Raw genomic sequence first — 26663 nt, 5'->3', positions numbered from 1 at the left:
CATGCGCACCACGGTCACCATCGACGATGCCCTGTACGAACAAGCCCTGGAAATGGCCGACCCCGGGATGGACAAGTCGGACATTTTCAGGGAAGCCATCAGGACCTTTGTCCGGGTGCAAGCCGCGAAGCGCCTTGCCGCCCTGGGCGGCACGATGCCCGGGATGCCGGACGTACCGCGTCGCCGGGAAGAGCCCGTCGTGCCATGACGGTGCTGGTCGATACATCCGTGTGGATAGACCATTTCCGCAATGGCCGCGACACGCTGGTTGACCTGATCGAGCAGGACCTTGCGCTGATCCACCCGATGGTCATCGTCGAAATCGCCTGCGGCACCCCCCCGGCGCCGCGCATGCAGACGCTCCGCAGCATGGGCCTGTTGCAGCCCTGCCGTCAGGCGGACTGGAGCGAACTCATGGACTTCATCGGGCGCGAGCGGCTGTACGGCCTGGGCTGCGGTTTGGTGGACCTGTCGCTGCTGGCGTCCACCCTGATCACGCCCGGCGCCCGGTTATGGACGCTGGACAAGCGCCTTGCCGCATTGGCTGAGCGCTTTGGCGCAGGCCATCCGACGCCGCTGCATGAGCGCGGCGGCGTGCGCTCCCCATCGTTTCGTGTGGAACACAAGCAGCCCATGTGACAACGGACGCGAGGCAATGATGAACACCATGTATGGGGATATCAAAACGGCGGTGAAAAATTCGCTTGCCGGCAAACACCGGGTGGCCATCGGGATGTTCAGAAAGTTGCTCGCGGCCAGTGCCGCGCATGATCCCGTGTTGCGCGCAGAGGCCGGCTTTGCTTTTGATCGATCCGGGAACGAAGCCGAAGCAATCCCGCTGTACCAATCGGCTCTCCAGGGCGATTTGCCGGACCCCATGAGGGTCGGCGTATATTTTTGTCTGGCTTCTTCATACAGGAACGTCGGTAAAAATGCCCTCGCGCGCGCAGCGGTGCGGGAGGCGCTGAGTTTGTTCCCTGGGGAGCCGCTTTTCTTGGTCATGTCAGCGATACTGGATTTTGATGGCGGCAGGCCGCAGAAATCCGTCGCCTGCCTGTTGCAGGTTATTGCCAGGCATGTTCAAGGACACAGTCTCGATCCTTACCGCTGGTTTTTTGAACGCGAAAGCCGAAAAATCAGGCGCGGGCATGGAGAAGCCCGTTCGGTGTGAGGATCGGCATCAAGCGTGGCGCGATGCCGACTTATAAGTAACCGGATAAGATGTCAGTCATTATTTCTTCTACAAAACGTGCAGTCATGGCAATCACAACCGACACCATCGACCATACGACCCTTACCCATCTCGTGGAGGCTGGAGCCGTGCGAGGCGCCGATGTCATCGGCCACGGCAGCGGCTGGGGCGTCGTCGTCAAGTACGGCACGACCGAGCGCGCACTCGCCGCCAGGCGGGGGGCCGTGCGGACGTTCCGCAAGTTTGAAACCCTGGTCTCCTACCTCAAGGGGCTTGGGATTTCCCGATACAACGTCAACGCCGCCGACTTCGATCCGCAGGCGCTCAAGACAAGCCGCGTGAGGCCCGATGCCTCCGAACGGATGCGCAGCGCCTTCGAGGCCAAGGCGCACACCGATTGGGTGCGCGAGAAGGTTGCCGAATCACTGGCCGATCCACGGCCCAACATACCGCACCGCCATGTCATGGACGAGGTGCAAGCCCTGATCGACTCGAAACGCAAGCAGCATGCAAGCAAGGCCGCGTCTTGAGTGGCGTCCGCAGGCCAGCGCCGATTTGCTGGAGATCGTGGCTTACATCGCGGACGACAACCCCGACGCTGCCCAGAAGCTGAAAAGCAAGATCGAGGCCAAGGCCGACAAGGGAACAGCATGAGCGCATCTTCCGACAGACACGCGACCATCCTCGCGACGTTGTCAATGATTGGATCTGCGGCCTGCTGGGGCGGGGCAACGGTCATGAGCAGAGATCTGCTTGGCCATTTCTCACCACCTGCCTTGCTGGTCATTCAATTGATTGCCAGTGTGCTGGCACTGCTCATTTTGTCCATCCCGCACAGACCATGGACTCACCTGTCCCCTGCGCTTGGCAAGGCATCTTTGACAGGGGTGCTTGAACCTGGACTGACATACAGCATCGGCTTATGGGGGCTGAGCCTTACGTCGGCAGGCAGTGCTTCCATCATCAGTTCCACGGAACCAATATTCATTGTTTTCCTGGCTTGGCTGATATTCAGAAACAAACCCACCAGCAAGTTGTCGTTGTGCATATTGATTGCAGTCGTGGGCCTGATGTTTGTCTCCTATGATTCTGCATTGACGGAAGCAGACAAGAGCTTGGCAGGGGACATGCTCATCGTTCTTTCCACTGCGTTCGCGGCCAGCTATGTCGTTTTTTCATCCAAGCTGGCCGAAAAATTTCCTGCGGCAGTATTGGCAAGCGGGCAGCAGGTGGTTGGTCTGCTATGCGCCCTGATTATTTATTCGGTGGCAAGGTTTTTCGGTACTATTTCCGAAAATATTTTGAATATCAGTCCAGGCGTCTTGATTTATGCGGCCTCATCCGGGGTTGTTCAGTACGCTCTGGCATTCTGGCTTTATCTGATTGGCCTCAAGCACTTGAGCCCCAGTGCCGCCGGACTCTGGCTCACGCTCGTACCTGTCTTCGGTGTCGTTGGCGCTTACTTCTGGCTCGGTGAAGTTCCAACGCCCCTCATGTTGCTCGGCATGGTTCTGATCGTTGGAGCGGTGACGGTGGGACACCAGGAAAAGTAGCGCGGTGCTCAGCTGGCGTCCGCCCCGTAGAGCTGCCAGGCGCGTTCGGCGCTGGCGTTTTCGTGGACCATGGCCATCAGCGCGCGCACCACGCCTTTGGGGTTGCGGTGCTGGTAGACGTTGCGTCCGTAGACCATGCCTGCGGCGCCCTGGTCGAGCAGTTCGCGCGAGCGCGCAAGCACCTGCTGCAGGTCCTCCTTGCCGCCGCCGCGGACCAATACCGGGCAGCGGGCCGCTTGCACCACACGGTGGAACTCGGCGGGGTCTGCGGTCGGGTCCGCCTTCACGACGTCGGCCCCCATCTCGCGCGCCAGGCGCACCAGTGTGACGATCTTCCCGGCGTCGCCATCGACCATGTAGCCGCCGCGCGCGGTGTGCGGTGACATCACCAGCGGTTCGATCATCAGCGGCATGCCGTAGCGTTCGCAGTCGGCGCGCACGCGCGCGATGTTGAGCACGCACTGGCGCAGCAGGTCGGGTTCGTCGGGCAGCATGAACAGGTTGAGCACGGCGCAGGCGGCGTCCATCTGCACGGCCGGCAGCACCGGGTCGTCCTGGTTCTGCAGCACCGCCCACATCACCCGGTGGCGCGTGGCGTTGTACGGGTTGCCCATGTCCAGGCGCAGCACCAGCGCCGGTTTGTCGCGTCCGCTGCGCCGCTGCAGCAGGTCCGCTTGGCCGTAGTTGAGCTGGACGGCGTCGGGGCCGGCGGCCACGAGCTGGTCCATCACCGCGGGCATGTCTTGCAGCCCGGCGAGGAAGTCGGGTTCGTTGCAGACGCCGTGGTCGAGCGCGATGTCCAGGCAGCGCCCCGCGTTCAGCAGGCGGTTCAAGCGGGCTTCTTTTTTTTCCATGGGGTGCTCCTCAGAGGCTGCACGGGGCGAACAACGGGCCGAGGTGCCGTTGCGCAGCGCCATCTACCAGCGCCTGGTCTGCGTCGGTCAGCGCGACCGTGGCCGCGCCGGCGTTCTGCAGCGCCTGCTGCGGCGTGCGCGCGCCGCACAGTGCGACCGAGACCGCGCCGTGCGCCACGGTCCAGGCGATCATCAGCTGCGCGAACGTGCAGCCCAGCCGCTCGCGCAGCGGCTCGATCTCCTGGAAGAAGGCCCCAAGCTTGGCCCGGTTTCCTGCTGAAAAACGGGGGTTGCCGGCGCGCTGGTCGTCTCCGGTGAATTGGCGTGCCGGGTCCATCGGCCCGGCCAGCAGCCCCATCGCCAGCGACGAATAGCCGAGCACGGCGATCTCGTGCTCGGTGCAGATCGGCAACAGCGTCGATTCGATCTCGCGGTCGATCAGGCTGTAGCGCTCCTGGATCGCATCGACCGGGCCACACTCCAGGTATTCCCGCAGCGTCTCGGGGCTCACGTTGCTCACGCCGATGGCGCGGATCTTTCCCTGCGCCCTGAGGTCGAGCAGCGCGCCCATGGTTTCGGTCACGGGCGTGGTCGCGTCTTGCCAGTGCGTGATGTAGAGGTCGATGTAGTCCGTTTGCAGGCGCATGAGGCTTTGCTCGACCTCGTGGAAGATCGATGCGCGCGCCAGGTGCCGGTAAACCGGAACGCCCGCTTCATCAAAGAAATGCGTGCCCTCCCGCGTGTGCCACACCAGGCCGCACTTGGTGGCAACGATGGCCTGGTGGCGGCGCCCCTTGAGCGCCTTGCCGAGCAGGCGCTCGGCGTGGCCCAGGCCGTAAGCGGGCGCGGTGTCGATCAGGCGGATGCCGGCGTCGAGCGAGGCGCAGATCGCGTCGATGGCGGCGGCGTCGTCGCTGCCGCCCCACATCCATCCGCCCATGGCCCATGTGCCCAGGCCGATGGCCTGGCATGTCAGGCCGGAGTGTCCGAGTTGGATCGTTTTCATCGGGCGCCCTTTCTGGTGTTCAACAAATGATCGATGGTGACGGCCACCAGCAGGATCAGCCCCTTGATCACGTCCTGCCAGTACGGCGAGACGTCGAGCAAGATCAGCGAGCTGGTCACCACGGACAGCAGGGCCAGGCCGAGCACGGCGCCGAGCACCGTTCCGGAGCCGCCCCTGAGGCTGGCGCCGCCGATCACCGCGGCCGCGATGACGTTGAGCTCCATGCCCATGCCGAAGGTCGGCGTCGCAGCGCCAAAGCGCGCCGTGTAGACCACGCCCGCGACGCCGGCGAGCGCCGAGCACAGCACCGTGACCCAGAACTTGACGTGCGCCGTCCGAATACCGGAGTACAGCGCCGCCTTCTCGTTGCTGCCGGTGTAGAAAACCTTGCGCAGCAGGCTGGCGCGGCGCAGCGCGAAATCGCTCACGGTGACGATCGCCACGAAGATCAGGATCACGGCGGGAACGCCCGCGACCGCGCCCTGTCCGATGAATTTGAACTCGGCCGGCAGCGCGAACAGCGACTGCGGCGTTCCCTGCGTGAGCGCCAGGCACAGGCCGCGCACGATGACCATGAAGGCGAGCGAGGCGATGAAGTGATTCAGCCCGATGCGCGTCACGCAGCCGCCGATCAGGGCGCCGACGAGCGCGCTCGCGGCAATCGCCACGAGACCGGCTGTCCATGGATCCAGGCCCATCAGGAACAGCTTGCCGGTGACCACCATCGCGAAGCACACCACCGAGCCCACCGACAGGTCGATTCCGCCCACGATAAGCAGGACCGTCATGCCGACGACGACGATGCCCTCGATCGAGAAGGACAAGAGCATCGCACGCACGTTGTCCCAGGTCAGGAAGTACGGCGACGCGAAGCCCATGGCGACGCACAGCGCCGCAATGATCAGCAGCAGCCCCGTCTCGCGCATGCTCGCCAGCCGCGCCATCAGGCTCGTCCGGCCGGCGCCGTGCACAGGTTTCGCCGCTGCGACCGCACCGGCCGCCGGCACACCGGCCGTGGCCATGCGCGCGAATTTGGCGTGGAACGTCATGCATCCTCCTGTGCGCTCAAGCCCGAGGCCAGCCGCAGCAGGCGTTCCTCGGTCATTTCGTTGGCGGCCAGCTCGCCCGCCACCCGGCCCTCGTGGATCACCAGCGCGCGGTCGCATAGCCCGATGACCTCGGGCAGCTCCGAAGAGATCACGATGACGCCGACCCCCTGGTCCGCGAGGCCGCGCAGGATGTGGTGGATTTCGGACTTTGCGCCCACGTCCACGCCGCGGGTCGGCTCGTCCATCAGCAGCACGGACGGCTTCGTGACCAGCAGTTTGGCGATGGCCACTTTCTGCTGGTTGCCGCCGGACAGGTTGGCGACTTTGGCAGCCACGCCATCGGACCTGATCCTGAGCCGCGCGCCGAACTCCGTGGCCAAGAGCCGTTCTGCGGCGCCCTGCACCAGGCCCCAGCGCGAGCTGACGCGCCGCAGCGCCATCGCGCAGATGTTCTGCGCGACGGACATTCCGAGGAAGACCCCGGCGGCCTTGCGGTCCTCGCACAGGTAGGCGATGCCGTGGCGCAAGGCGTCGGCGTACTGGCTGATCGCGAGCGGCTTGCCTTGCAGTCGCACCACGCCGCGCCGTGTGCGGCGCAGTCCGCAGACGGACTCGGCGAGCTCGCTGCGGCCTGCGCCCATCAGCCCGGCGATGCCGAGGATCTCGCCACGACGCAGCGTGAACGAGACGCCGTGCACGCGCTCGCCGTCGGCGATGTCCTGGACCTCCAGCAGGCATTCGGACAGGGCGGCGTCGCCCGCGCTCTGCTCCCGCTTGGGTGGGTAGTAGTGGCCCAGGTCGCGCCCCACCATGCAGCGCACCAGCGCGTCGGGGCTGGTCTCCGCGAGCACGCCGCAAAACACGCTGCGGCCGTCGCGCAGCACGGTGATGCGATCGCCGTGCTCGAAGATCTCGGCCATGCGATGGCTGATGTAGATGATGCCGATGCCCTGCGCCTTCAGGTCGTGCAGCACGCGCAAGAGCGCAACCGACTCGACCGCAGTGAGCGCTGCGGTCGGCTCGTCGAGGATCAGCACCTTGCAGTCGAGCGACAGCGCCTTGGCGATCTCGACCAGTTGCTGCTGCGACAGACTCAGCGCCTCCACGCGGCGCTGCGGGTCGATGTCCTGCCCCAGCCGTTTCAGGATCGCCGCGGCCCGCGCGTTGAGCTCGGTGTAGTTCATCCAGGTGCACCGGCCGGCGCTGACCTGCGACATGAGGATGTTCTCGGCGACCGTCGCGTCGCCGCACAGCGCGATCTCCTGGTGCACCAGGCCGATGCCCAGCCGCATCGCGTGCGCGGGTCCGTCGATCACCACCTTCTGGCCGTGCAGGACGATGTCGCCCGCGTCCGGCTGGTAGATGCCGTCGATGATCTTCATCAGCGTCGACTTGCCCGCGCCGTTCTCGCCGCACAGCGCATGAATCTCCCCCGGGTGCAGCGAGAAGTGCACTTCGGCCAGCGCCAGCGCTGCGCCGAAGTGCTTCGTGATGCCCCGCAACGCGAGCAGCGGCGCGGCGCACGTCATTCGTTGATTCCCTTGGTGCCGCGGCGCGTGAGGTACTTGTCCCAGTAGAAGTCGTCCGCATTCGCCTTGCTCACGACGGACAGGCCGTTGTCCAGGAAGGGGACCGCCATCGGGTTGGCCCCGTTGCGCTTGGCGTCGTTCATCGGGTCGATGAGCTGGGCGTTCTTCGCCAGGAACAGCATCAGCATTCCCATGTATCCCTGCACGCCCTGGTTCGGATTGATCGAGCCGAAGACCTCGCCGGACTTGATCATGTCGAGGATCTTGGCGTTCACGTCGCAGCACATCACTTTGATGTTCTTTTTCGTCTCGACCTTGGCCTGCGCGGCACCAAGGGCCGAATTCGCCTCGGGCATGAACAGCGCGCCCAGGTCCGGGTTCGCCTGCGCCATGCTCAGCGTCGCCTGGTAGGCCTTGTTCGGGTCCTGGTTGCTCGCGGCACGGCCCACGAGCTTCATTCCCGGGTGTTTGGCTTTCATCCGGTTGATGAACGCGGCGATGCGGCGGTCGTGGTTGTCCTGCCCCGGGTTTTCGAGCACGCCGTACTCGCCCCTTGCGTTCAGCGACGCGGCGATGGCGTCCGCCGCCTGCGAGCCCTCGCGCTCGTTGTCGGACGTGACGAACGAGACCCGCTTGGAGTTCGGCGAATCGGCCGCGAAGGTGACCACGGGGATGCCCATCGCGGCAGCCCGGTTGATGGGCTCGATGAACGGATCGGGGTTCATCGGGTGCAACAGGATGCCGGTCGGCTTGCGCGCCAACTCCTGCTCGAACGATGCGAGCTGCTTGTTCACGTCGTACTCGGGCGTTCCCGTGTAGCGCGTTTTCACGCCGAGCGTGCGGCCCAGCTGCTTCATCATTTCGTAGACCGGGAACCAGTATTCGACCCCCGAGACCATGACGTTCATCACGTAGACGTCGCTCGCATTCCCGCGCAGGCCGGCCGCCGCAGCGGTCTGCGCGAACGCCGCAGGGGTTGCGGCCAGGCCGGTGCTGGCCAAGGCCACGGTTTTCAAGAAATTTCGCCGCATGGATTGCTCCTTTTCCCTGTTGTGGATACCGCTTGAACGCATGCCGTGACGAGCGCTTTGTGCCCTAGTTGTCATGACATAAAAATCACTGTATTGCAAAATTCAACCCAACAATTCAGGGTAAACACCACGGAAAGCACAAAAATTTTCAGTCAAGATGTAATAACAATGAATCCAGACATCTACATCGGGATCGACATGGGATCCACCGGCCTGAAGGCCGTCGCCTTTGACGGCGAAAGCGGCTGGTCGCTCGCGGCATCGGGCGCTGCGCTGCCCTTCATCCACCTGCCCGGAGGCGGTTGCGAGCTGGGCGCCGAGGCGATCGAGGGGGCGTTGATGCAAGCGCTGCGCAGCGTCGCGTCGCAGCTGGGCCCGCGCGTGGCCGCCGTGCGCGCGCTCAGCTGCACCGGCCATGGCGCCGGCCTCTACGCACTCGACGCGCGCCACCGGCTGCTGCGCGCGCGTGCCGTCGCGTCGATCGACCAGCGCGCCAGCGCGCGGGCACGTGCGCTGGCGCAGCAACTGGGCGCGCAGCTGTTCGAGGAAGTCGGCTGCCGACCGTGGTCGGGGCAACCCACGCTGATCGCCGCGGAACTGCTCGCCACGGGTGCCATGCGGCGCGGCGCGGTCCACCGCCTGCTGTTCGCGAAGGACTATCTCGGCCTGCTGCTCACGGGCGAGCCCAGCACGGATGCCAGCGACGTGGGCACCGCCGGCCTGCTCGCGCTCGACACCGGGGCGTGCTCGATGCGGGCCTTCGACGCGGCAGGTCTGTCCGAGCTGGCCGGAACGCTCGCTCCCATCGTGCCTGGCGGCGCGGTGATCGGGACGCTGCTGCCGGAGCGCGCCGGCTCCTGCGGGCTGCCGGCCGGGCTGCCGGTGGCGGCCAGCGCGATCGACCTGCTCGCGTCGCTCATGGCGGTCGGCGCGCCGCAACGCGGCCAGGCGGTCGCCGTGCTCGGCACCTGGTGCGTGAACGCGGTGATCGACAGCGTGCGCGAGCCCAAGCCCGCGGTCGGAGCCATCGTGAACTTCGGCGTGGCGGGCCAGCGCCTGTACCTGGAGAACAGCCCGTCCTCCATGGCCAACGTCGCGTGGCTGGCGCGCACGCTGGGCCTGCACGGTGCGGCGCAGCTGCTCGACTGCGCGCTGTCCGTGCCCCTGGGCGCGCAGGGGCTGCGCTTCCTGCCCTTCATCAACGGAGGCAGCGTGCCGGAAGGCGTGGCGGCCGGTTTCATCGGGCTCCGGCCGCAGCACGGCCGCGCGCACATGGCCCGCGCCGTGGTCGATGCGGTGGCCGCGCTGCACGCGCGGCACCTCGGTCGCCTCGCGTCATGCGGGCTCGGCGTGCGCACCCGCGTGGCCGCGCTGGGCGGCGGCGCGCGCGACGTGCGCCTGGTGCGGCTGATCGCATCCTTTCTGGGGCATCCCGTTGCGCGCTGCGGCGACGACGAGACCGGCGCGCGCGGCGCCGCGCTGTACGCGGCCATGTCGCAGGGCGCGAGCATGCCCGCGCCATCCTTCGAGCGCGTCGCGCACGACGCGCAGGATGCCGATGCCTGCGCGGACTACTACGGCGGCTTTCTGAAGCTCGTCGAAAGCATGCCGCCCGTGTGCGCGCACATTGCGGAGCCGGGGCAATGAACGACCCCCAGCAAACTTTCGTGCGCACGCCGGCGCTGGCCGGGCGGCATTTCTCGGTCGTCATCGTGGGCGCGGGAATCAATGGCGTCGGTGTATTCCGCGACCTGTCGCTGCAAGGGGTGGACTGCCTGGTCGTGGACAAGGGGGACTTTGCCGCCGGCGCGAGCAGTGCCCCTTCGCGCATGATCCACGGCGGCCTGCGCTACCTGGAGAGCGGGGCGTTCTCGCTCGTCGCCGAGGCCACGCGCGAGCGCAACCGGCTGCTGCGCAACGCCCCGCATCTCGTGCGCCCGCTCAGGACCATGGTGCCGCTGTCGAGCCGCTTTGGCGGGCTGCTCGGCAGTGCCCTGCGTTTCGCGGGGCGCAGCGCGTCGCCGGGCGCGCGCGGGCTGTTCGTCGTCGCGCTCGGCCTGCGCCTGTACGAGCTGCTCGGGCGCCGGCAGTGCGTGCTGCCCGGGCACCGGATCTCCCGGGTGCCGCCGGCCGACGCAGGGCTCTTTCGCCCCTCGGTGCGCTGGATCGCCACCTATTTCGACGCCTGGATCAGCCATCCGGAATGGCTCATCCTTGAGCTGATGGCCGACGCCTGCCGCGACCAGCCGCGCTCGGTGGCGGCGAACTACTGCCAGCTCACGCGCTGCGACGGCAAGGCGGTGACGCTGCGCGACGAGATCAGCGGCGAGCAGGTGCAGGTCACGGCCGACGTGCTGGTCAACGCCAGCGGTGCCTGGCTCGACCACGCGGCCCAGGCGCTCGCGGGGGCGGGTTCGCGCGTCATGGGGACCAAGGGCTCGCACCTCGTCCTGGATCACCCCGCGCTGCACGACGCGCTCGATGGCCGCATGACCTACTTCGAGGCGTCGGACGGGCGCGTGTGCATCGTCTATCCCTTCCTTGGCCGCGTGCTGCTCGGCTCCACCGACATCCCGGTCGATGACCCGGACCAGGTCGCGACCGCGCCGCACGAGATCGACTACCTGCTCGGCGTGCTGCGCGAACTGTTCCCGCGCCTGCGCTTCGGCCGCGACGACGTGGTCTACACCTTTGTCGGCGTGCGCCCGCTGGCCCGCTCGCAGGTCGAGCGCCCGGGGCAGATCCCGCGCGAGCACGCCGTCGCCGTCGATCCACCGAACGCAGCGCGCGCGGTCCCGCTGGTGTCCCTCGTGGGCGGCAAATGGACAAGCTTCCGATCGCTCGCCGAGCAGGCAAGCGACGAAGTGCTGCGACAGCTGGGCCGATCGCGCGTGCAATCGACCGCGCAGCTGCCCATCGGCGGCGCAGCGGCGTGGCCAGCCGGCGTGCAAGCGATGGAGCGCTTTCTCGCGCACGTCGGGGAGCGCAGCGGCCTGAACCCGCGCCGCGTTGGCGACCTGGTCTGCCGCTATGGATCGCAGGCGCTGGCGCTCGCAGAGCATTTCGCCCACGCAGGCGACGCGCCGCTGCGCCATGCCCCGGCTTACTCGGTGGCCGAAATCCGCTACCTCTGCGTGCATACCGGCGTCGCGCGCCTGTCCGACCTGGTGATCCGCCGGACGCTGCTGGCCATCCGGGGGCAGCTCAGCGACCCGCTGCTCGCCGAGTTGGCCGACGTTGCTGGCGCTGCGCTGCACTGGGACAGCGCGCGCCGCCGCGAGGAACTCCAGGCCTGCGCCGCGATCTTGCGCGAGCGGCACCACGCGCGGCTCGCCGCCGTGCCCGATTTCGATGCATCATTGCCCGCCGAACCGACCATGGACCCCGCTGCGCCGTGAACCACCCGACGAATCCCTCTCCCGTCCTGGACCGCAACGCGGGGGCGCCCCTGTGGACCCAGCTGCGCGATGCGCTGCGCGCGCGGATCCTGCAAGGCGAACTGGCGGTGGGCAACAAGCTGCCCACCGAGGCCGAATTCGGCGCGCAGTTCGGCATCTCGCGCATCGTGGTCCGGGAGGCGCTGGCCGACCTGGTGCGCAACGGTCTGATCTACAAGATCCGGGGCCAGGGCGCGTTCGTCTCCGCGCGCGAGCGCGACGAGGACTTCGTCTCCACCGTGCTCGGCTTCTCCGACGAGATGCAGCGCAAGGGCCGCACGGTGCGCACGCAGGTCCTGCTTCAGGAATTGCGCGCACCGAACGGGGACGAGAGCCGTGCGCTCGGGTTGCGGGAGGGGGAGCAGGTCGTCGCGCTCAAGCGGCTGCGCAGCGTGGATGACGCGTTGCAGCTGCTCGTCGAGACGGCGGTGCCGGCCGACCTGGCCCCGGGACTGCACCGCATGCGGCTGGAGAACCGCTCCCTGTACGACGTGCTGCGCCGCCAATACGGCCTGCGCATCGTGCGCGCCGAGCGCTGGATTGACGCGGTGCTGCCGGATTCCCGGAGCAGCGCCTTGCTGGATCTCCCCGCGCAGGAGCCGTTATTGCGCATCGAGTCCATCGCCTACGGCGCCAACGGCCGTGCGCTGGAGCACTACCGCGCGCTGCACCGCTGCCAGTCGAGTCGCCTGCACGTGCAGACGACGGCCTGAGCGCCGGGCTCGCGCAATCAGAACCAGAACCCGTCGTGCGCCACGTCGGGCGCCAGCCCCACGATGGACAGCGGCATCTTCGCTGCGGCGCCGGGCGCGGTGATGACGCCGTCGGTTTGGCCGTCGGCGTCGAACGGCCCGCCGTCCTTGATCTGAAAATCCAGCCGCAGCCGCCCGCCTTCGTTCACCATCTTGCCGCCGTAAGGGCTGCTGGCCAGGTTCACCCAGGTGCCGCTGCTGTCTTGCAGCCAGTAGCCGTTGACGCCGATCTTCGGGTCCACGTACAGGCTGAAGGTCTCGCTGCTGCCCGCAGTCTCCAGCGCGGCCTTGAAACTCGTCAGCGCGATCGGCGTCTCCAGCGCCCGGGGCGTCAGGGCGGGAGCGTCCTCTTGCTCCAGGCCGGTGATGCGGGTGTGGCTGTCCAAGGGGACCTTGCCGTCCCGGCTGTCTGCCACCAGGGTCACCGAGGTGTCGAAGCTGTTGGCTGTCTTGGCGCTGAAGGATGCGACGGTGGCCTGCGTGCTGTCCTGGATGCCGTCTCCGTTGCCGTCGCCGGTGATGGAGCCCTTGGGGCCGACGGCCTGATTTTCCTGGGCGTCGGGCACACCGTCGCTGTCCGCATTCGGTGCATTTGGCGTCTCCGGCAGGGCAGGGCGGCGTGGTGTGGGTGCGGACGTGTCGTTGCGCACCTGCGTGGCAGCCAAGCTGGCTGCGTCGTTGCCTGCGGCGTCCTGTATGGCGTTGCCGTCGTCACCGGCCGTGGGGTCCTGGTAGGCGACGGTCACCGATTGGCCAGGGGTGACCGCGGTGCTCAGCGTGAGCGTGACGGTCTTGGCTTGGGGCTCGACGCTGACCCGGGTAACGGCATTCGCGGTGTTGTTCACGAGCACCGCAAAGGCCCCGTTCGCCGCGACGTGGCCTGCGTCCAGGCTCAGGCCCTCGGTGTAGCTGAGCACCAGCTGGGCGCCGTTCACCGTGGCGCTGGCGAATACCGGGGCCCGGGTGTCCACCACGTAGTTGGTGCTCGCCGCCTGTCCCACTCCGGCGTTGCCCGCGGTGTCGGTCACGCCCGTGAGTTTCACGCGGATGGTATTGCTCGCGTCCTCCACGTCGGCCGTGGGCGTGAAGGGGGCGGTCCAGCTGTTCGTGCTTGCGGTGCGGGTCAGCGCGCCCAGCGTGCCGTTGTCCACCTCGACGTCGTCGCTGCTGAAGCTGGTGCCCACGTCCTCGCTGAAGGCAAAGGTCACGGTGGCGGTTTCGCCGACCCGGAGGCTGCTCTTGTCGAGTGTGATGGTGGCGCCGGGCGGTCGGGTGTCGATCGCGTAGTTCGTACTCACCACCTGTCCCACTCCGACGTTGCCCGCGGTGTCGGTCACGCCCGTGAGTTTCAAGCGGACGGTATTGCTCGCGGCCTCCACGTTGGCCGTGGGCGTGAAGTTGGCGGTCCAGTTATTGGTGGTTGAAGCGCGGGTCAGCTCGCTCAGCGTGCCGTTGTCCACCTCGACGTCGTCGAGGCCGAAGCTGGCGCCCACGTCCTTGTTGAAGGAGAAGGACACGGTGGCGGTTTCGCCGACCCTGAGAAGGCTCCTGTTGATCGTGACGCCGGCGCTGGGCGGCCGGGTGCTGATCGTGTAGTTCGTACTCGCCGCCTGGCCCTCTCCGGCGTTGCCCGTGGTGTCGGTCACGCCCGCGAGGTTTACACGGATGGTATTGAGCGCGGCCTCCACGTCCTCCGTGGGCGTAATGCGGGCGGTCCAGTTGTTGGTGCTTTCGACGCGGGTCAGATTGTCCAGCCCACGGACGTTGTCCATCCCGACAATATCGTGGGCATCGAAGCTGGTGCCCACATCCTCGCTAAAGGCGAAGGTCACGGTGGCGGTTTCGCCGACCTTGAGGGCGCTTTTGTCGAGCGTGATGGTGGCGGTGGGTCGCAGGGTGTCGATCGTGTAGCCCGTACTCACCGCCTGTCCCGTGCCGGCGTTGCCCACGATGTCGGTCACGCCCGTGAGGTTCACGCGGATGCTGTTGTTGGTAGTCTTTTGCAGACCGTTCGTGGGCGTGAAGGTGGCGGTCCAGCTGTTCGTGCCTGCGGTGCGGGTCAGCTCGCCCAGCGTACCGTTTTCCGCCACGACGTCGGCGCTGCTGAAGCTGGTGCCCACGTCCTCGCTGAAGGCAAAGGTCACGGTGGCGGTTTCGCCGACCTTGAAGATGCTCTTGTCGAGCGTGACGGTGGCGCTGGGCTTCGTGGTGTCGATCGTGCTCGCCGCCTTTCCCGTTCCGGCGTTGCCCGCAAGGTCGGTCACGCCCGTGAGGTTCACGCGGATGGTATTGCTCGCGTCCTCCACGTTGACTGAGGGCGTGAAGCTGGCGGTCCATCTATTGGTGTTTGCGACGCGGGTCAGCTCGCCCAGCGTACCGTTGTCCACCTCGACATCGTCGCTGCCGAAGCTGGTGCCCACATCCTCGCTAAAGGCAAAGGTCACGGTGGCGGTTTCACCGACCGTGAAGGCGCTTTTGTTGAACGTGACGGTGGCGGTGGGCTTTGTGGTGTCGATGGTGTAGGTGTGTGCGCGGAATGCCTGTACCCCGTCTGAGTACACGCGGCTCAGCACGTCTACGCCTTGTACGCCTACTCCTGCGCACCGGTTGCCATTCACATCCTCCACGTCTTCGGCATGCAGAACGATAAGGTTGCCAGTCGAGTCGCCGGAATCCGGGGCCTTCAGGTCGAACTTCCAAGTGATGTTGTTGTCCGTGGTGCGCAGGTTCGACAACTCGCCCTTGTTGGTTATCACCTCATACGTGTCGGGTTTGACAATCTTCAGGTCCGCAAGGGTGAAGGTTGCCGGTTTCACCGCTCTGGTGAAGACGATGGTGTAGGTGCAGGTCTCGTTAGCGGAAAGGATGAGGTCAGAGCATTCGACGCTGGCGATGGTGGTGAGGGCGTTGGGGTCGGGGGTGGTGGCCATGGTGTTTGCGGTGGAATGGATGGACAGAGGGTTGATCCGGACCTGCGGTGCATCCCGTGCGGGCACAGGGCCACGTCACGGAGATGCCTTGGCAGGGGCGGTGCGTAATTCCCGAGGCAATGCAGCCCGGGAGAAGTCGTGGACAGGGGTTTGAATGCGTTGGAACTCCCCCATGCCGCTCGGGCGTGGGGGTTTCATCACATGACGGGGTGACTTGGCATGCCCGCCGCCTGTGGCAGCAGACGGCAGGCCACGCCCGGGGTCCCTGCCCGACGCCGCCGTGCGGGCGTCCGTGGGGGCGGCGAATCCGACAACCAGCCGTGTGATTTGGCCAGCGGTCTTTGGAGGGCGAAGCCGGAGGGCTGGCCCTTCCCTCTCTATACTCGGCTCGGCTCGGCTCGGCTCGGCTCGGCTCGGCTCGGCTCGGCTCGGCTCGGCTCGGCTCGGCTCGGTGATATGTATATGTGTCTATGTCAGACAGTACCGAACCCCCGCGAACGCCTTTGCCGGGCGCCACGCAAGCAAGGGAAGGTTGGCTGGACATGGCTGGGCATCATACCGGGTATACGATTACTCTTTCGTTGTCTTACACTGCGCGCGCCTGGCTTCCGTGGTAAGGCGCTCGGCGCCCACGGCCTGCGCCACGCTGTCGGCGCTGCCCAGGCCATTCAGGCGCCGCAACCTGCGATGGACCTGTTGTTTTATTCCACCGCCCGCTGCGCCGCGTCCGCCGCCAAGTCCTGCTCCAGTTGCAGCGCGGCCATGCCGACGAGCGTGCGCACGGAGCTGCGCCCGGTCTCGATCACGTGCCGGGCGGTTTCGCGGTACAGGCTGTCGCGCTGGGCGTAGAGCGCGCGCAGCCGCTTCAGCGGGTTGCCGCCCTGGAGCAGGGGGCGCGTGCGGTCATGCTGGACGCGCCGGCAGATCTCCTCGGGCAGGGCGTGCAGGTAGAACACGCTGCCAAAGCGGCGCAGCAGGTCCCGGTTGTCGGCGCGCAGCACGGCGCCGCCGCCGGTGGACAGCAGCATGCCGCCGGGCTGCTGCGCCACTTCGGCCAGCGCCTGCGCTTCCAGGTCCCGAAAGCAGGCCTCGCCCGCCACTTCAAAGTAGCTGCGGATGCTGCAACCCAGGGTCTGCTCCAGCCGCTGGTCCAGGTCGATGAATGGCACCCCGCTGTGCTGCGCGAGCTGCCGGCCGAGGGTGGATTTGCCCGAGCCGGGCATGCCGACCAGTGCACAGCGAATCTGCATGAACGTCCCGCCTTCCTGCTTTCAGCTAGGCAACGGCAATGCCGTCCCCGGGCTCGGGATTTTCCTTGGCGGGCAGGCGGGTGGCGAGGATCTTGTCGATGGTCTTGCCGTCCATGTCGACCACTTCGAGCCTCCAGTCCTCCCACTGCACGGTGTCGGTCACCTTGGGCAGGCGGCCGGTGAGCAGCATGATCATTCCGCTGAGCGTGTGGTAGCGGCCGCGCTCCTCTTCGGGGACGGCTTCGAGGTTCAGCCGGTCCTTGAGTTCGGGAACGGGGATGTGGCCGTCGAGCAGCCAGCTGCCGTCTTCGCGTTGCAGCGCCCACGAGGTCTCGGGGTCGCGCGGCTGGAACTCGCCGGTAATGGCCTCGATCAGGTCTTGCAGCGTGACGATTCCCTGCACCTCGCCGTATTCGTCGATGACGAAGGCCATGTGCACGTCCGACAGGCGGAAGTTGTCCAGCAGCTCCATGCCGGTGATGGTCTCGGGCACGTACAGCGCGGTTTGCAGCGCTTGGTCGGCGAGCCCGTGCGCCGGTTCGCGGAGCGTGCGCGCGAGCCACTGGCGCGCGTTGATCACGCCCAGGATCTCGTCCATGCTGCCGCGCACCACCGGAAAGCGGGCGTGGTCGGATTCTTCGATGCGCCGCAGGTTTTCCTCGAACGGCGCGTCGCCGTCGAGGCACACCACGTCGCCGCGCGGCACCATCAGCGAGCCGATCTGGCGGTCGTCGAGCCGAAACACGTTGCGCACCATGGTGTGCTCGTGCGATTCGATCACGCCCGCCGTCCGGCCTTCGACGAGCATGGCGTGGATCTCCTCTTCGGTGACCGGGCTGCCGTTGATCTCCGGCACGCCCATCAGGCGCAGCAGCGCGCGCGTGGACGCGGACAGCAGCAGCACGAAGGGCTTCGTCGCGAGCGCCAGAAAGTTGATCGGGCGCGCGACCAGGCGCGCCAGCCTCTCAGGGTGCGACTGGCCGATGCGCTTGGGAACCAGTTCGCCGATGACGATGGAGAAATAGGTGATCAGCAGCACCACCAGGGCGGTCGCGAGGTAGGCGCCGTAGGGCGGGGGCAGGCCCTGCGTGTGCAGCCACGCGGCCAGTGGCTCGGCCAGGGCGGATTCACCGACGATGCCGTTGAGCACGCCGATCGATGTCAGGCCGATCTGGATGGTGGACAGGAAGCGGGTCGGGTCGGCGCCGAGTTGCACGGCAGCGGTGGCGCTGTTGTTGCCCTCATCGACGAGCTTTTGCAGCCGGGTCTTGCGTGCCGTGAGCAGAGCGATCTCGGACATGGCAAACAGGCCGTTGAGCAGGATGAGCGCGAACAGTAATGCTATTTCCATACGAGGGGGCCTGGCACGCCCCTGGGTGTTGCGAAGCCGGCATTGTAAGAAACCGGGGCGTGCTGCCCTGTTTCCCGTGCCTTGCGCGCCCCCGGTTCGGGTGCCGCGTGTGACCCTTCTGCTACGCTCGTGCGGATATGCCTGCCCCCTGCGCCAGTGTGGCGTTCGCCGCCGCCGTCCCCGTCCCCGTTCGCCCTGGCCTGGCCATTTTGGTGCTGGCCTTGCTGCTGAGCTTGCAGCCGGTGACGACCGATCTGTACCTGCCGGCGCTGCCCGCGCTCACGCGCAGCCTGGGCGCGTCCATGGCGGATGCGCAGCTCACGCTCAGCGCCCTGCTGCTGGCGTTTGGTTGTTCGCAGATGTTCTGGGGGCCGCTGTCCGACCGGTTTGGCCGCCGCCCCATCCTGCTCGTCGGCCTGGGCGCCTACACGCTGGCCTCGCTGGGCAGCGCGTTCGCCCCGGCCATGGACCTGCTGATCCTGTGGCGCAGCGCGCAGGGCGCCGCCATGGGGGCGGTCGTGGTGTGCGCGCGTGCCATCGTGCGCGACCTGTACGACCCGCTGGAGGGCGCGCGCGCCATGTCGCGTGCGTTCACCGGGCTGGGTATCGTGGCCTGCGCCTGCGCGCCCCTGGGCGGGTTGCTGAGCGCCTGGCTGGGTTGGCGTGCGGCGCTGCTCGCGCTCACCGTCTACGCCGCGCTCACGCTGGCACTCGTGGTGCTGCACCTGCCGGAAACCCTGGCGCAGCGCAATCCGCAGGCGCTGCGGCCGGCAACGCTGCTCGGCACTTGGTTGCAGGTGTTGCGCAGCCCGACCTTCTGGGCCTTCTCGCTGCTCACCATGGCCACCTACGGCGGCCTGTTCACTTTTCTTGCGGCCTCGTCGTTCGTCTACATCGACGTGCTCGGCCTCACGCGCACGCAGTACGGCTGGGTCATGGCGTCGGCCGGCGTGGCGTATTTTGGCGGCACCTTCCTGTGCCGTCGGCTGCTCGTGCGCCACGGGCTGCTGCGCACGGTGGCGATCGCCGGCGGCCTGAGCCTGGGCGGCGGCGCGTTGCTGCTGCTGTTCGCCTGGCTGGGCTGGCAGCGGCCCTGGGTCCTGGTGCTGCCGTACTACCTGTTCATGCTCGGCCATGGAATCCATCAGCCCTGCGGGCAAAGCGGCGCCCTGGGACCGTTCCCCCGGGCCGCGGGCGTTGCCTCGGCGCTCAATGGCTGCCTCATGATGCTCGCGGCGTTTGCCATCGGCGGCTGGCTCGGCAGGCGCCTGGACGGCACGGTCTGGCCGTTGGTCAACGGCATCGGCTTTTGGTCGCTGGTGCTGGCGCTGGTCTCGTGGACGCTGGTGCAACGCTTCGGAGACCCCGCGCGTGCGCCCGCCTGAGGCCTGGCCGCCCGCGATCGCCCTGGCAGGCCCCACGGCCTCGGGAAAGACTGCGGGCGCGTTGGCGCTGGCCGCGGTGCTCGGCAGGCGCATGCCGGTGGAGGTCATCAGCGTGGATTCGGCGCTGGTCTATCGCGGGATGGACATCGGCAGCGCCAAGCCCACGCAGCAGGAGCGCGCCGCCGTGCCGCACCATCTGATCGACGTCCGCGACCCGTTGCAGGCGTATAGCGCGGCCGGGTTCGTGCAGGACGCCACGCGGCTCATGGCGCAGATCCGGGCGCGCGGCGCGCTGGCGCTGCTGGTGGGCGGCAGCATGCTGTACTTCAGGGCCCTGTTCGACGGCTTGGCCCCCATGCCCCCAGCCGACGCGCAGCTGCGCGCGCAGTTGCAGGCCCGGGCCGACGCGCAGGGCTGGCCCGCGCTGCACGCCGAGCTGGCGCGCGCGGACCCGGTCACCGCCGCCCGCCTGGCCCCCGGCGACAGCCAGCGCATCCAGCGGGCGCTGGAGGTGTGGCAGCTGTCGGGCCGGCCGTTGTCGGATTTTCATGCGCAAGGCGCCTGCGCTGGGCTTCGCGCCTGCGCGCTCTTCTCGCTGGAGCCGCAGGACCGCGCCTGGCTGCACGCGCGCATCGCGCAGCGCTTTGACGCCATGCTCGCCGCAGGCTTCGTCGATGAGGTGCGAAGCCTGCGCGCGCGCGGCGACTTGCACGCCGACCTGCCGAGCATGCGCTGCGTGGGCTACCGCCAAGTGTGGGACGAGCTCGACCTTCAGGCTGCCGCGCCCGGTGCGCCTTTGAACCTGGAGCGTCTGCGCGCGCGCGGCGTTGCCGCCACGCGCCAACTGGCCAAGCGCCAGATCACTTGGCTGCGCAGCATGCCGCAGCGCCACGCGCTCGCCTGCGACCATCCGCAGGCCGTGGCGCAGCTGGTGCAGGCCGTGTTGCAGCGCCTGGAGCAGCGCGCGGCATGACGCAGCTGCACGTGGACCAGCTCGGCAAGCGCTACGGTGCAGCGCCGGTGTTTTCCGGGCTGTGCTTTACGGTCGCGCCGGGCGAGTTCGTCGCCATCATGGGGGATTCGGGTGTCGGCAAGTCCACGCTGCTCAACTGCCTGGCGGGGCTCGACCATTGGGACGCGGGCCGCATCACGCACGGCAGTACCGACCTGGGCCTGCTCGACGACAGGCAGCGCGCCCTGTGGCGCCGTGCGCAGGTGGGCTTCGTGTTCCAGGCCTTCCACGTGCTGCCGCACCTGGACGTGGCGCAGAACGTGGCGCTGCCGCTGATGCTGCTCGGCCGCAACGACGCGCAGCGCGTGCAGCACATGCTCGCGGCGGTTGGCCTGCAAGACCTGGGGGCCCGGCTGCCGCAGCAGCTCAGCGGCGGGCAATTGCAGCGCGTGGCCATTGCTCGCGCCCTGGTGCACCGCCCGGCGCTGCTGCTGGCCGACGAGCCCACCGGCAACCTGGACCCGGCCACTGCGGGCCGCGTGCTCGACCTGCTGCACGCGCAGACGCGCGCGCACGGCGCAGCGCTGGTGCTGGCCACGCATTCGGACGCCGCAGCGGCCCGGGCAGACCGGGTGCTGCGGCTGAGCGCCGAGGGCATCGTCGGCTAGCGCAGGCGCGGGCTTGATCTGCATCAACCGTGCCGCGCACCCCAAGCGGTCACAATGCGCGCCATGCTTGCGTTGCTTGGCACCTTCTCCTGGCAGGACCTGCGCCACCACCCCTGGCGCAGCGCCGCGGCCATGGCGGCGGTGATGCTCGGGGTGGCGCTGGCGTTTGCGGTGCATTTGATCAACGCCTCGGCGCTCGACGAGTTCGCGCAGGCGCTGCGCGCGGTCCATGGCGAGCCCGATCTGGAACTGCGCGCCATGCAGGGCAGCCTGCCCGAGGCGCTCTACGAGCGCCTGCTCGGCGACCCGCAGGTGGCGCGCGCGAGCCCGGTGCTGGAACTCTCGGCGATGGCGCAGAAGGACCGCAGCGCCGCGCGCACGCCGCTGCGCGTGCTGGGCGCCGACGCCCTGTTGCTGCCCGCCATGGCGCCCGCGCTCATGCCGCGCCCCTGGCCGGGCGCTGATCGGCTGGCCTTTCTCGCCCCGGCCACGGTGTTCCTGAACGCCGCAGCGCAGCAGGCGCTGGGCCTTGCCGGCGCGGACCTGGGCCCCCTGCCGCAGATCACGCTGTGGGTTGGTTCGCGCCAGCTGCCCGTGCGGGTCGCGGGCAGCGTGGCGGCGGGTGCTGCGCCGCTGGCGGTGATGGACATCGGCGCGGCGCAGGACCTGTTTGGCCGCGCCGGGCAGCTCAGCCGCATCGACCTGCAACTGCAACCTGGCACCGTGCGCGGCGCGTGGCAGCAGGCGCTGCGCGCGCGGCCCGACTGGCCCGCGAATGCGGTGTTCGCCGAGCCGGGGGACGCGGTGCAGCGCGTCGGCAACCTGTCGCGCGCGTACCGCGTGAACCTCACGGTGCTGGCGCTGGTGGCGCTGTTCACGGGGGCGTTTCTGGTGTTCTCGGTGCGCGCGCTGAGCGTGGCGCAGCGCGCGCCGCAGTTTGCGCTGCTCGCCGTTCTCGGCGCCACGCCGCGCCAGCGCCTGGCGCTGGTGCTGGCCGAGTCGGCGGCGCTGGGGCTGGTGGGCAGCCTGGCGGGAATCGCGCTGGGCAGCGCGCTGGCCGCCGCGGCGCTGCGGCTGCTCGGCGGCGACCTGGGCGGTGGCTACTTTGCCGGCGTGCAGCCCGCGCTGCAATGGAGCGCGCCGGCCGCCCTGGGCTACGGCGCGCTCGGCGTGGCGGCGGCCCTGGCGGGCGGCTGGTGGCCCGCGCGCGCCGCGCAGACGCTGGTGCCGGCGCAAACGTTCAAGGGCCTGGGTGGCGCGGCCGGCCCGGCGGACAGGGGGTGGGTCGGCATGCTTTTGCTCGCATCCGGCGCGCTGCTGAGCAGCGCCCCGCCGGTGTGGGGCCTTCCATTGCCGGCCTACGCGGCGATCGCGCTGCTGCTGCTCGGCGGCATTGCGCTGCTGCCCTGGGGCATGGCCTGGCTGTTGCAGCGCCTGCGGCCGCTCGCGCTCGGCCATGTCCTGCCCTTGCTGGCGTTGGCGCGTGCCCGGCATGCGCGCGGCAGCGCCGCGATTGCCGTGGGCGGCGTGGTCGCGAGCCTGAGCCTGGCGGTGGCGCTGACGGTGATGGTCTCGAGCTTTCGCGGCTCGCTCGCGCAGTGGCTCGACGCCGTGCTGCCAGGGCCCCTGTATCTGCGCTCGGCGCTGAACGCCGCCGGCGGCGACGCCGCCCTGCTGCCCGCGGGCCTTGCCGAGGCCGTGGCGCAGTTGCCCGGCCTGGCGCGCGTGCAGGCGCAGCGTGCGAGCCCGCTTCAACTGGACCCCGCGCTCCCGGCGCTGACGCTGCTCAGCCGTCCGCTGGGCGCCAACCCGCAGCAGAACCTGCCCCTGGTGGGCGCGGCGCTGCCCGTCCCCGCGGGGCGCACGGGCGTCTACGTCAGCGAGGCGGTGGTGGACCTGTACGGTCTGCGCCCGGGAATGGACTGGCCTGCGCTTTCCCGGGCTTTCGGCGCGGTGGACGGGCGGGCGGAGATTTTTTTCATCGCCGGCGTGTGGCGCGACTACGTTCACCAGTCGGGCGCGGTGCTGCTCGAGCGCGCCGTCTGGCTGCGGCTCACCGGCGACGCGCGCACCAGCGATCTGGCGCTATGGCCGCGCGAGGGGGTGGACGTGGCGGCGCTGCAGGCGTCCATTCGCGCGCTCGCGGCAGCGGGCCATGACCCCGGCGCTGGCGACCAGGCGCTGGTGGAATTCATGTTCTCCGGCGCGATCCGCGAACGCTCGCTGCGCATCTTTGACCGCAGCTTCGCCGTCACCTACTGGCTGCAAGCGGTGGCCATCGGCATCGGGCTCTTCGGCGTCGCCGCGAGCTTTGGTGCGCAGGTGCTGGCGCGGCGCAGGGAGTTCGGCCTGCTCGCGCACCTGGGACTGACCCGGCGCCAGATCCTGGCCGTGGTCGCCGCCGAGGGCGCCGTCTGGAGCGGCGTAGGCGCTGCCGCCGGGCTGCTGCTGGGATTGGCGGTCGCGGTGGTGCTGGTGCACGTGGTCAACCCCCAGAGCTTCCACTGGACCATGGACCTCGACCTGCCGGGCTGGCGTCTGCTCGCGCTGTGCCTGGCGCTGATCCTTTCGGGAACGGCGGCGGCCTGGATCGCCGGGCGCGCCGCAGCGGGACGTGACGCGGTGCTGGCCGTGAAGGAGGACTGGTGAACGCCGCCCCGGTACGCTGGCCGCAGGATCGGGCGCAATGAGCACGCGCCGCGCCTGGCTTGCCGCGCCGCTCGCCGTCCCGCTGGGTCTGTGGGGCCTGGGCGCCGCGCACGCACTGCCCGTGCGCACGCTGGCCTTTCCGCGCGACCATGGCAGCCATCCCGAACTGCGCACCGAGTGGTGGTACATCACCGGCCACGTGCAGGCGGCGGGCCAGCTCTGGGGATTTCAGGTCACGTTCTTCCGCTCGCGCGTGGACGCCGCGCAGAGCCTGCAATCCGCGTTCGCGGCCAAGCAGCTGCTGTTTGCCCATGCGGCGCTCAGCGACGTGCCGGGCCAGCGCCTGCTGCACGCGCAGCGCATCGCGCGCGCGGGCTTTGGCGTGGCGCAGGCGAACGTGTCCGACACGCGCATCCGGCTGCACGACTGGACACTGGAGCGAAGCGACGTTCCACAGCCCGGCCCCCCGGCCAGCCGCTACGCGGCGCGCATCATGGACGGCCAGTTCGGCCTGGATCTGCGCTTCGACAGCACCCAGCCCCTGCTGCTCCAGGGCCGGCAGGGCCTGTCGCGCAAGGGGCCGGACGTGCAGCACGCGAGCTACTACTACAGCCAGCCCCAGCTGAGCGTGGACGGCAGCCTGTGGGTCCAGGGCCGGCGCCTGGCCGTCGTCCCCGCGACGGGCCGCGCCTGGCTGGACCACGAGTGGAGCGAGACGCTGCTGCCCCCGGACGCCGTGGGCTGGGACTGGGTCGGCATGAACCTCGACGACGGCAGCGCGCTCACGGCGTTCCGGCTGCGCCGTGCGGACGGGTCCAGCCTGTGGTCCGGTGGCTCCTTGCGCGCCCCGCAGCAGGCGGTGCAGGTGTTCGACGCGGGCAGCGTGGAATTCGCGCCGCAGCGCTTCTGGAACAGCCCGCAGAGCGGCGCGCGCTACCCGGTGCAGTGGCGGCTGCAAACGCCCGTGGGGAGCTTTCAGGTGCGCGCACGGTTCGACAACCAGGAACTCGGCGGCAGCGGATCGGGCACGACGATCTACTGGGAGGGTCTCTCGGACCTGCTGAATGGCGCGGGGCGGTCCGTGGGCCGGGGCTATCTGGAGATGACCGGGTACGCGGCTGCGCTGCGCCTGTGATTCAGGCGCTGCGCGGACCCCGCGCGCGGCGCCGGAGCGTCCAGGCAATGATCTCGCCCATGACCCCCCGGCGGAACGCGAGCACGCAGACCACGAAGATCAGGCCCGTGACCATGGTCACCGATTCGCCCAGCGTCCCGAACCATGGCACGCCGGTCAGCGTGGCGAGCAGCTGGCCGAATTCGCCGATCTTGTTTTCCAGCAGCACCACCACGGCGGAGCCGACGAGCGGGCCCGACAGGGTGCCCAGGCCGCCGACCAGCGTCATCAGGATGACCTGGCCCGAGGCCGTCCAGTGCACGTCGGAGAGCGTGGCAAAGCCGAGCACCAGCGTCTTGAGCGCGCCCGCCAGGCCCGCGAGCGCGGCCGACAGCACAAAGGCCAGCAGCTTGAAGTGCTGCGTGTCGTAGCCCAGCGAGATGGCGCGCGGCTCGTTCTCCTTGATTCCCTTGAGCACCTGGCCAAACGGCGAGTGGATGGTGCGCACGATGAGCAGGAAGGCGAGCACCACGATCGCCAGCGTCAGGTAGTACATGCGCAGGTCGTTTTGCAGGTCGATCAGGCCAAACAGCCTGCCGCGCGCAACGCCCTGCAGGCCGTCCTCGCCCCCCGTGAAGGGCGCCTGCAGGCAGGCAAAGAACAGCATTTGCGCGAGCGCCAGGGTGATCATCGAGAAGTAGATCCCCTGGCGGCGGATCGCCAGCCAGCCAAACAGCAGCCCGAGCAGGGCGCCGCCCGCCATGCCGAGCAGCAGGCCCAACTCGGGTGTCAGTCCCCAGACCTTGAGCGCGTGCCCGGACAGGTAGGCGCCGCCGCCCAGAAACGCCGCGTGGCCAAAGGACAGCAGACCGGTGTAGCCGAGCAGCAGGTTGAACGCCGAGGCAAACAGCGCAAAGCACATGAGCTTCATCACGAAGATCGGGTACGCGCCCAGGAAGGGCGCGGCGAGCAGCCCCATCAGCAGCAGGCCGTAGCCGATGGCGGCAAGGTTCCTGAAAGGCATGCGCGGGGCCTCTTACTTTTCTTTGCCGAACAGGCCGGCGGGGCGGATCAGCAGAACGAGCACCATGATGACGAACACCACGGTGGACGAGGCCTCGGGGTAGAACACCTTGGTCAGGCCCTCGACGACGCCCAGCCCGAGACCGGTGAGGATGGAGCCCATGATCGATCCCATGCCGCCGATCACCACCACCGCGAAGACCACGATGATGAGGCTCTGGCCCATGAGCGGGGTGACCGGGTAGACCGGCGCCGCAAGCACGCCGGCGAACGCGGCCAGCGCGGCGCCAAAGGCGTAGGTCAGCGTCACCATCACCGGGACGTTCACGCCAAAAGCCTCGACCAGGCGCGGGTTCTCCGTTCCCGCGCGCAGGTACGCGCCGAGCTTGGTCTTCTCGATCACGTACCAGGTGCCCAGGCACACGAGCAGCGAGGCCAATACCACCCAGGCGCGGTAGTTGGGCAGGAGCATGAAGCCGAGGTTGGTCGCGCCCTCGAGCAGTTCGGGCGGGTCGTAGCCCAGGCCCGAGACGCCGTAGACCGAGCGGAACACCCCCTCGATGAGCAGCGTCAGACCCAGCGTGAGCAGCAGACCGTACAGATGGTCGAGCCGGTAGATCCAGCGCAGCAGCAGGCGCTCGATCAGCACCCCGAACAGGCCCACGAGCAGCGGCGCGAGCAGCAGCATCCACCAGTAGCCGATGCCCAGATAGCTCAGCGCCATCCAAGTCAGCAGGGCGCCCATCATGAACAGCGCGCCATGCGCGAAGTTGATGACGTTCAGCAGGCCGAAGATCACCGCCAGCCCGAGGCTGAGAATGGCATAGAACGAGCCGTTGACCAGCCCCAGAAGCAACTGGCTCAGCAGGCCCGGCAGCGAGACGGCAAAGATTTCCATGGGCGCTGGGAGGGCAGGGGGAGGGAATCAGAGCCCTCGG

General features: G+C 68.4%; 24 protein-coding genes. 14 read left to right on the top strand and 10 right to left on the bottom strand.

The genetic code is table 11. The annotated features are described in order from the left end of the window. Position 1 precedes the first annotated feature (1 nt). The 6 genes from D5041_RS17200 (at position 2) to D5041_RS17175 (ending at position 2745) form a co-directional block, all read left to right on the top strand. Positions 2 to 208: a type II toxin-antitoxin system VapB family antitoxin gene (locus D5041_RS17200; protein ID WP_010104848.1), complete on the top strand. Its 207-nt coding sequence runs from the start codon at positions 2 to 4 to the stop codon at positions 206 to 208. Then, entirely contained in the window at positions 205 to 639 is a 435-nt protein-coding gene (locus D5041_RS17195; RefSeq protein ID WP_265285317.1) for a type II toxin-antitoxin system VapC family toxin, read from the top strand. The genes D5041_RS17200 and D5041_RS17195 overlap by 4 nt, the downstream gene beginning before the upstream one ends. Positions 640 to 655: 16 nt before the next feature. After that, complete coding sequence (locus D5041_RS17190) at positions 656 to 1171, top strand: tetratricopeptide repeat protein (protein ID WP_010104844.1); 516 nt, start codon at positions 656 to 658, stop codon at positions 1169 to 1171. Between the two features lie 86 nt (positions 1172 to 1257). Next, positions 1258 to 1722 carry an antitoxin PaaA2 family protein gene (locus tag D5041_RS17185; protein WP_265258786.1) on the top strand — a complete coding sequence of 155 codons (465 nt, stop codon included), beginning with the start codon at positions 1258 to 1260 and terminating at the stop codon, positions 1720 to 1722. Further along, positions 1700 to 1846 carry a type II toxin-antitoxin system RelE/ParE family toxin gene (locus D5041_RS17180; RefSeq protein WP_265258785.1) on the top strand — a complete coding sequence of 49 codons (147 nt, stop codon included), beginning with the start codon at positions 1700 to 1702 and terminating at the stop codon, positions 1844 to 1846. The genes D5041_RS17185 and D5041_RS17180 overlap by 23 nt, the downstream gene beginning before the upstream one ends. Continuing rightward, entirely contained in the window at positions 1843 to 2745 is a 903-nt protein-coding gene (locus D5041_RS17175; protein ID WP_265285316.1) for a DMT family transporter, read from the top strand. The genes D5041_RS17180 and D5041_RS17175 overlap by 4 nt, the downstream gene beginning before the upstream one ends. 8 nt (positions 2746 to 2753) lie before the next feature. On the opposite strand, the gene D5041_RS17170 is transcribed toward D5041_RS17175, so the two are convergent. The 5 genes from D5041_RS17170 to D5041_RS17150 all read right to left on the bottom strand — a co-directional run bounded on the left by D5041_RS17170 (position 2754) and on the right by D5041_RS17150 (position 8214). Continuing rightward, positions 2754 to 3599, bottom strand: coding sequence for a class I fructose-bisphosphate aldolase (locus tag D5041_RS17170; protein WP_265285315.1), 846 nt, complete (start codon positions 3597 to 3599; stop codon positions 2754 to 2756). A 10-nt stretch (positions 3600 to 3609) separates the two neighbouring features. Beyond that, positions 3610 to 4605, bottom strand: coding sequence for an aldo/keto reductase (locus D5041_RS17165; protein ID WP_265285314.1), 996 nt, complete (start codon positions 4603 to 4605; stop codon positions 3610 to 3612). Continuing rightward, positions 4602 to 5549 (bottom strand): ABC transporter permease, encoded by a 948-nt coding sequence (locus D5041_RS17160; RefSeq protein ID WP_265285751.1) that lies wholly within the window; start codon positions 5547 to 5549, stop codon positions 4602 to 4604. The genes D5041_RS17165 and D5041_RS17160 overlap by 4 nt, the downstream gene beginning before the upstream one ends. Positions 5550 to 5650: 101 nt before the next feature. Then, positions 5651 to 7183 (bottom strand): sugar ABC transporter ATP-binding protein, encoded by a 1533-nt coding sequence (locus D5041_RS17155; RefSeq protein WP_265285313.1) that lies wholly within the window; start codon positions 7181 to 7183, stop codon positions 5651 to 5653. Further along, the gene (locus tag D5041_RS17150) at positions 7180 to 8214 is read right to left on the bottom strand and encodes a substrate-binding domain-containing protein (protein WP_265285312.1); all 1035 of its coding nucleotides are present in this window, start codon (positions 8212 to 8214) and stop codon (positions 7180 to 7182) included. Before D5041_RS17150 ends, D5041_RS17155 begins: the two co-directional genes overlap by 4 nt. A 168-nt stretch (positions 8215 to 8382) precedes the next feature. Between D5041_RS17150 and D5041_RS17145 the strand changes: the two genes are divergently transcribed. Genes D5041_RS17145 through D5041_RS17135 form a run of 3 tightly spaced genes read left to right on the top strand, consistent with a single transcriptional unit; the run spans position 8383 to position 12364 of the window. Next, complete coding sequence (locus D5041_RS17145) at positions 8383 to 9861, top strand: FGGY family carbohydrate kinase (RefSeq protein WP_265285311.1); 1479 nt, start codon at positions 8383 to 8385, stop codon at positions 9859 to 9861. After that, positions 9858 to 11612, top strand: a complete 1755-nt coding sequence (locus D5041_RS17140; RefSeq protein ID WP_265285310.1) for a glycerol-3-phosphate dehydrogenase/oxidase — start codon at positions 9858 to 9860, stop codon at positions 11610 to 11612. The genes D5041_RS17145 and D5041_RS17140 overlap by 4 nt, the downstream gene beginning before the upstream one ends. Next, positions 11609 to 12364 carry a GntR family transcriptional regulator gene (locus tag D5041_RS17135; protein ID WP_265285309.1) on the top strand — a complete coding sequence of 252 codons (756 nt, stop codon included), beginning with the start codon at positions 11609 to 11611 and terminating at the stop codon, positions 12362 to 12364. Before D5041_RS17140 ends, D5041_RS17135 begins: the two co-directional genes overlap by 4 nt. Before the next feature lie 17 nt (positions 12365 to 12381). On the opposite strand, the gene D5041_RS17130 is transcribed toward D5041_RS17135, so the two are convergent. The 3 genes from D5041_RS17130 to D5041_RS17120 form a co-directional block, all read right to left on the bottom strand. After that, a complete protein-coding gene (locus D5041_RS17130) occupies positions 12382 to 15333 on the bottom strand; it encodes an Ig-like domain-containing protein (RefSeq protein ID WP_265285308.1) in 2952 nt (983 codons plus the stop codon). Positions 15334 to 16034: 701 nt separating this feature from the next. After that, entirely contained in the window at positions 16035 to 16583 is a 549-nt protein-coding gene (locus D5041_RS17125; protein ID WP_265285307.1) for a shikimate kinase, read from the bottom strand. Between the two features lie 25 nt (positions 16584 to 16608). After that, the gene (locus D5041_RS17120; protein WP_265258775.1) at positions 16609 to 17934 is read right to left on the bottom strand and encodes a hemolysin family protein; all 1326 of its coding nucleotides are present in this window, start codon (positions 17932 to 17934) and stop codon (positions 16609 to 16611) included. Between the two features lie 137 nt (positions 17935 to 18071). Here D5041_RS17120 and D5041_RS17115 point away from each other — a divergent pair, with 137 nt between their 5' ends. The 5 genes from D5041_RS17115 to D5041_RS17095 are packed head-to-tail and all read left to right on the top strand — an operon-like array spanning position 18072 to position 24723. Further along, a complete protein-coding gene (locus D5041_RS17115) occupies positions 18072 to 19319 on the top strand; it encodes a multidrug effflux MFS transporter (RefSeq protein WP_265285306.1) in 1248 nt (415 codons plus the stop codon). Continuing rightward, complete coding sequence (gene miaA / locus D5041_RS17110) at positions 19306 to 20292, top strand: tRNA (adenosine(37)-N6)-dimethylallyltransferase MiaA (RefSeq protein WP_265285305.1); 987 nt, start codon at positions 19306 to 19308, stop codon at positions 20290 to 20292. Before D5041_RS17115 ends, miaA begins: the two co-directional genes overlap by 14 nt. Then, on the top strand, positions 20289 to 20939 hold the full coding sequence (locus D5041_RS17105; protein WP_265258772.1) for an ABC transporter ATP-binding protein: 651 nt from the start codon (positions 20289 to 20291) through the stop codon (positions 20937 to 20939). Before miaA ends, D5041_RS17105 begins: the two co-directional genes overlap by 4 nt. 54 nt (positions 20940 to 20993) lie before the next feature. Further along, a complete protein-coding gene (locus D5041_RS17100) occupies positions 20994 to 23588 on the top strand; it encodes an FtsX-like permease family protein (RefSeq protein ID WP_265285304.1) in 2595 nt (864 codons plus the stop codon). Positions 23589 to 23625: 37 nt separating this feature from the next. Continuing rightward, on the top strand, positions 23626 to 24723 hold the full coding sequence (locus D5041_RS17095; RefSeq protein WP_265285303.1) for a lipocalin-like domain-containing protein: 1098 nt from the start codon (positions 23626 to 23628) through the stop codon (positions 24721 to 24723). Between the two features lies 1 nt (position 24724). On the opposite strand, the gene D5041_RS17090 is transcribed toward D5041_RS17095, so the two are convergent. Further along, positions 24725 to 25726 carry a branched-chain amino acid ABC transporter permease gene (locus D5041_RS17090; protein ID WP_010099659.1) on the bottom strand — a complete coding sequence of 334 codons (1002 nt, stop codon included), beginning with the start codon at positions 25724 to 25726 and terminating at the stop codon, positions 24725 to 24727. A gap of 12 nt (positions 25727 to 25738) precedes the next feature. Continuing rightward, positions 25739 to 26623 (bottom strand): branched-chain amino acid ABC transporter permease, encoded by an 885-nt coding sequence (locus D5041_RS17085; protein ID WP_010099658.1) that lies wholly within the window; start codon positions 26621 to 26623, stop codon positions 25739 to 25741. Positions 26624 to 26663: the final 40 nt, after the last annotated feature.

It is taken from the genome of Verminephrobacter aporrectodeae subsp. tuberculatae (assembly GCF_026127385.1).
Lineage (GTDB): Bacteria > Pseudomonadota > Gammaproteobacteria > Burkholderiales > Burkholderiaceae_C > Acidovorax > Acidovorax aporrectodeae.
Note: the sequence above shows the minus strand (reverse complement) of the source record. Positions and strands in the feature narration are given on the sequence as shown.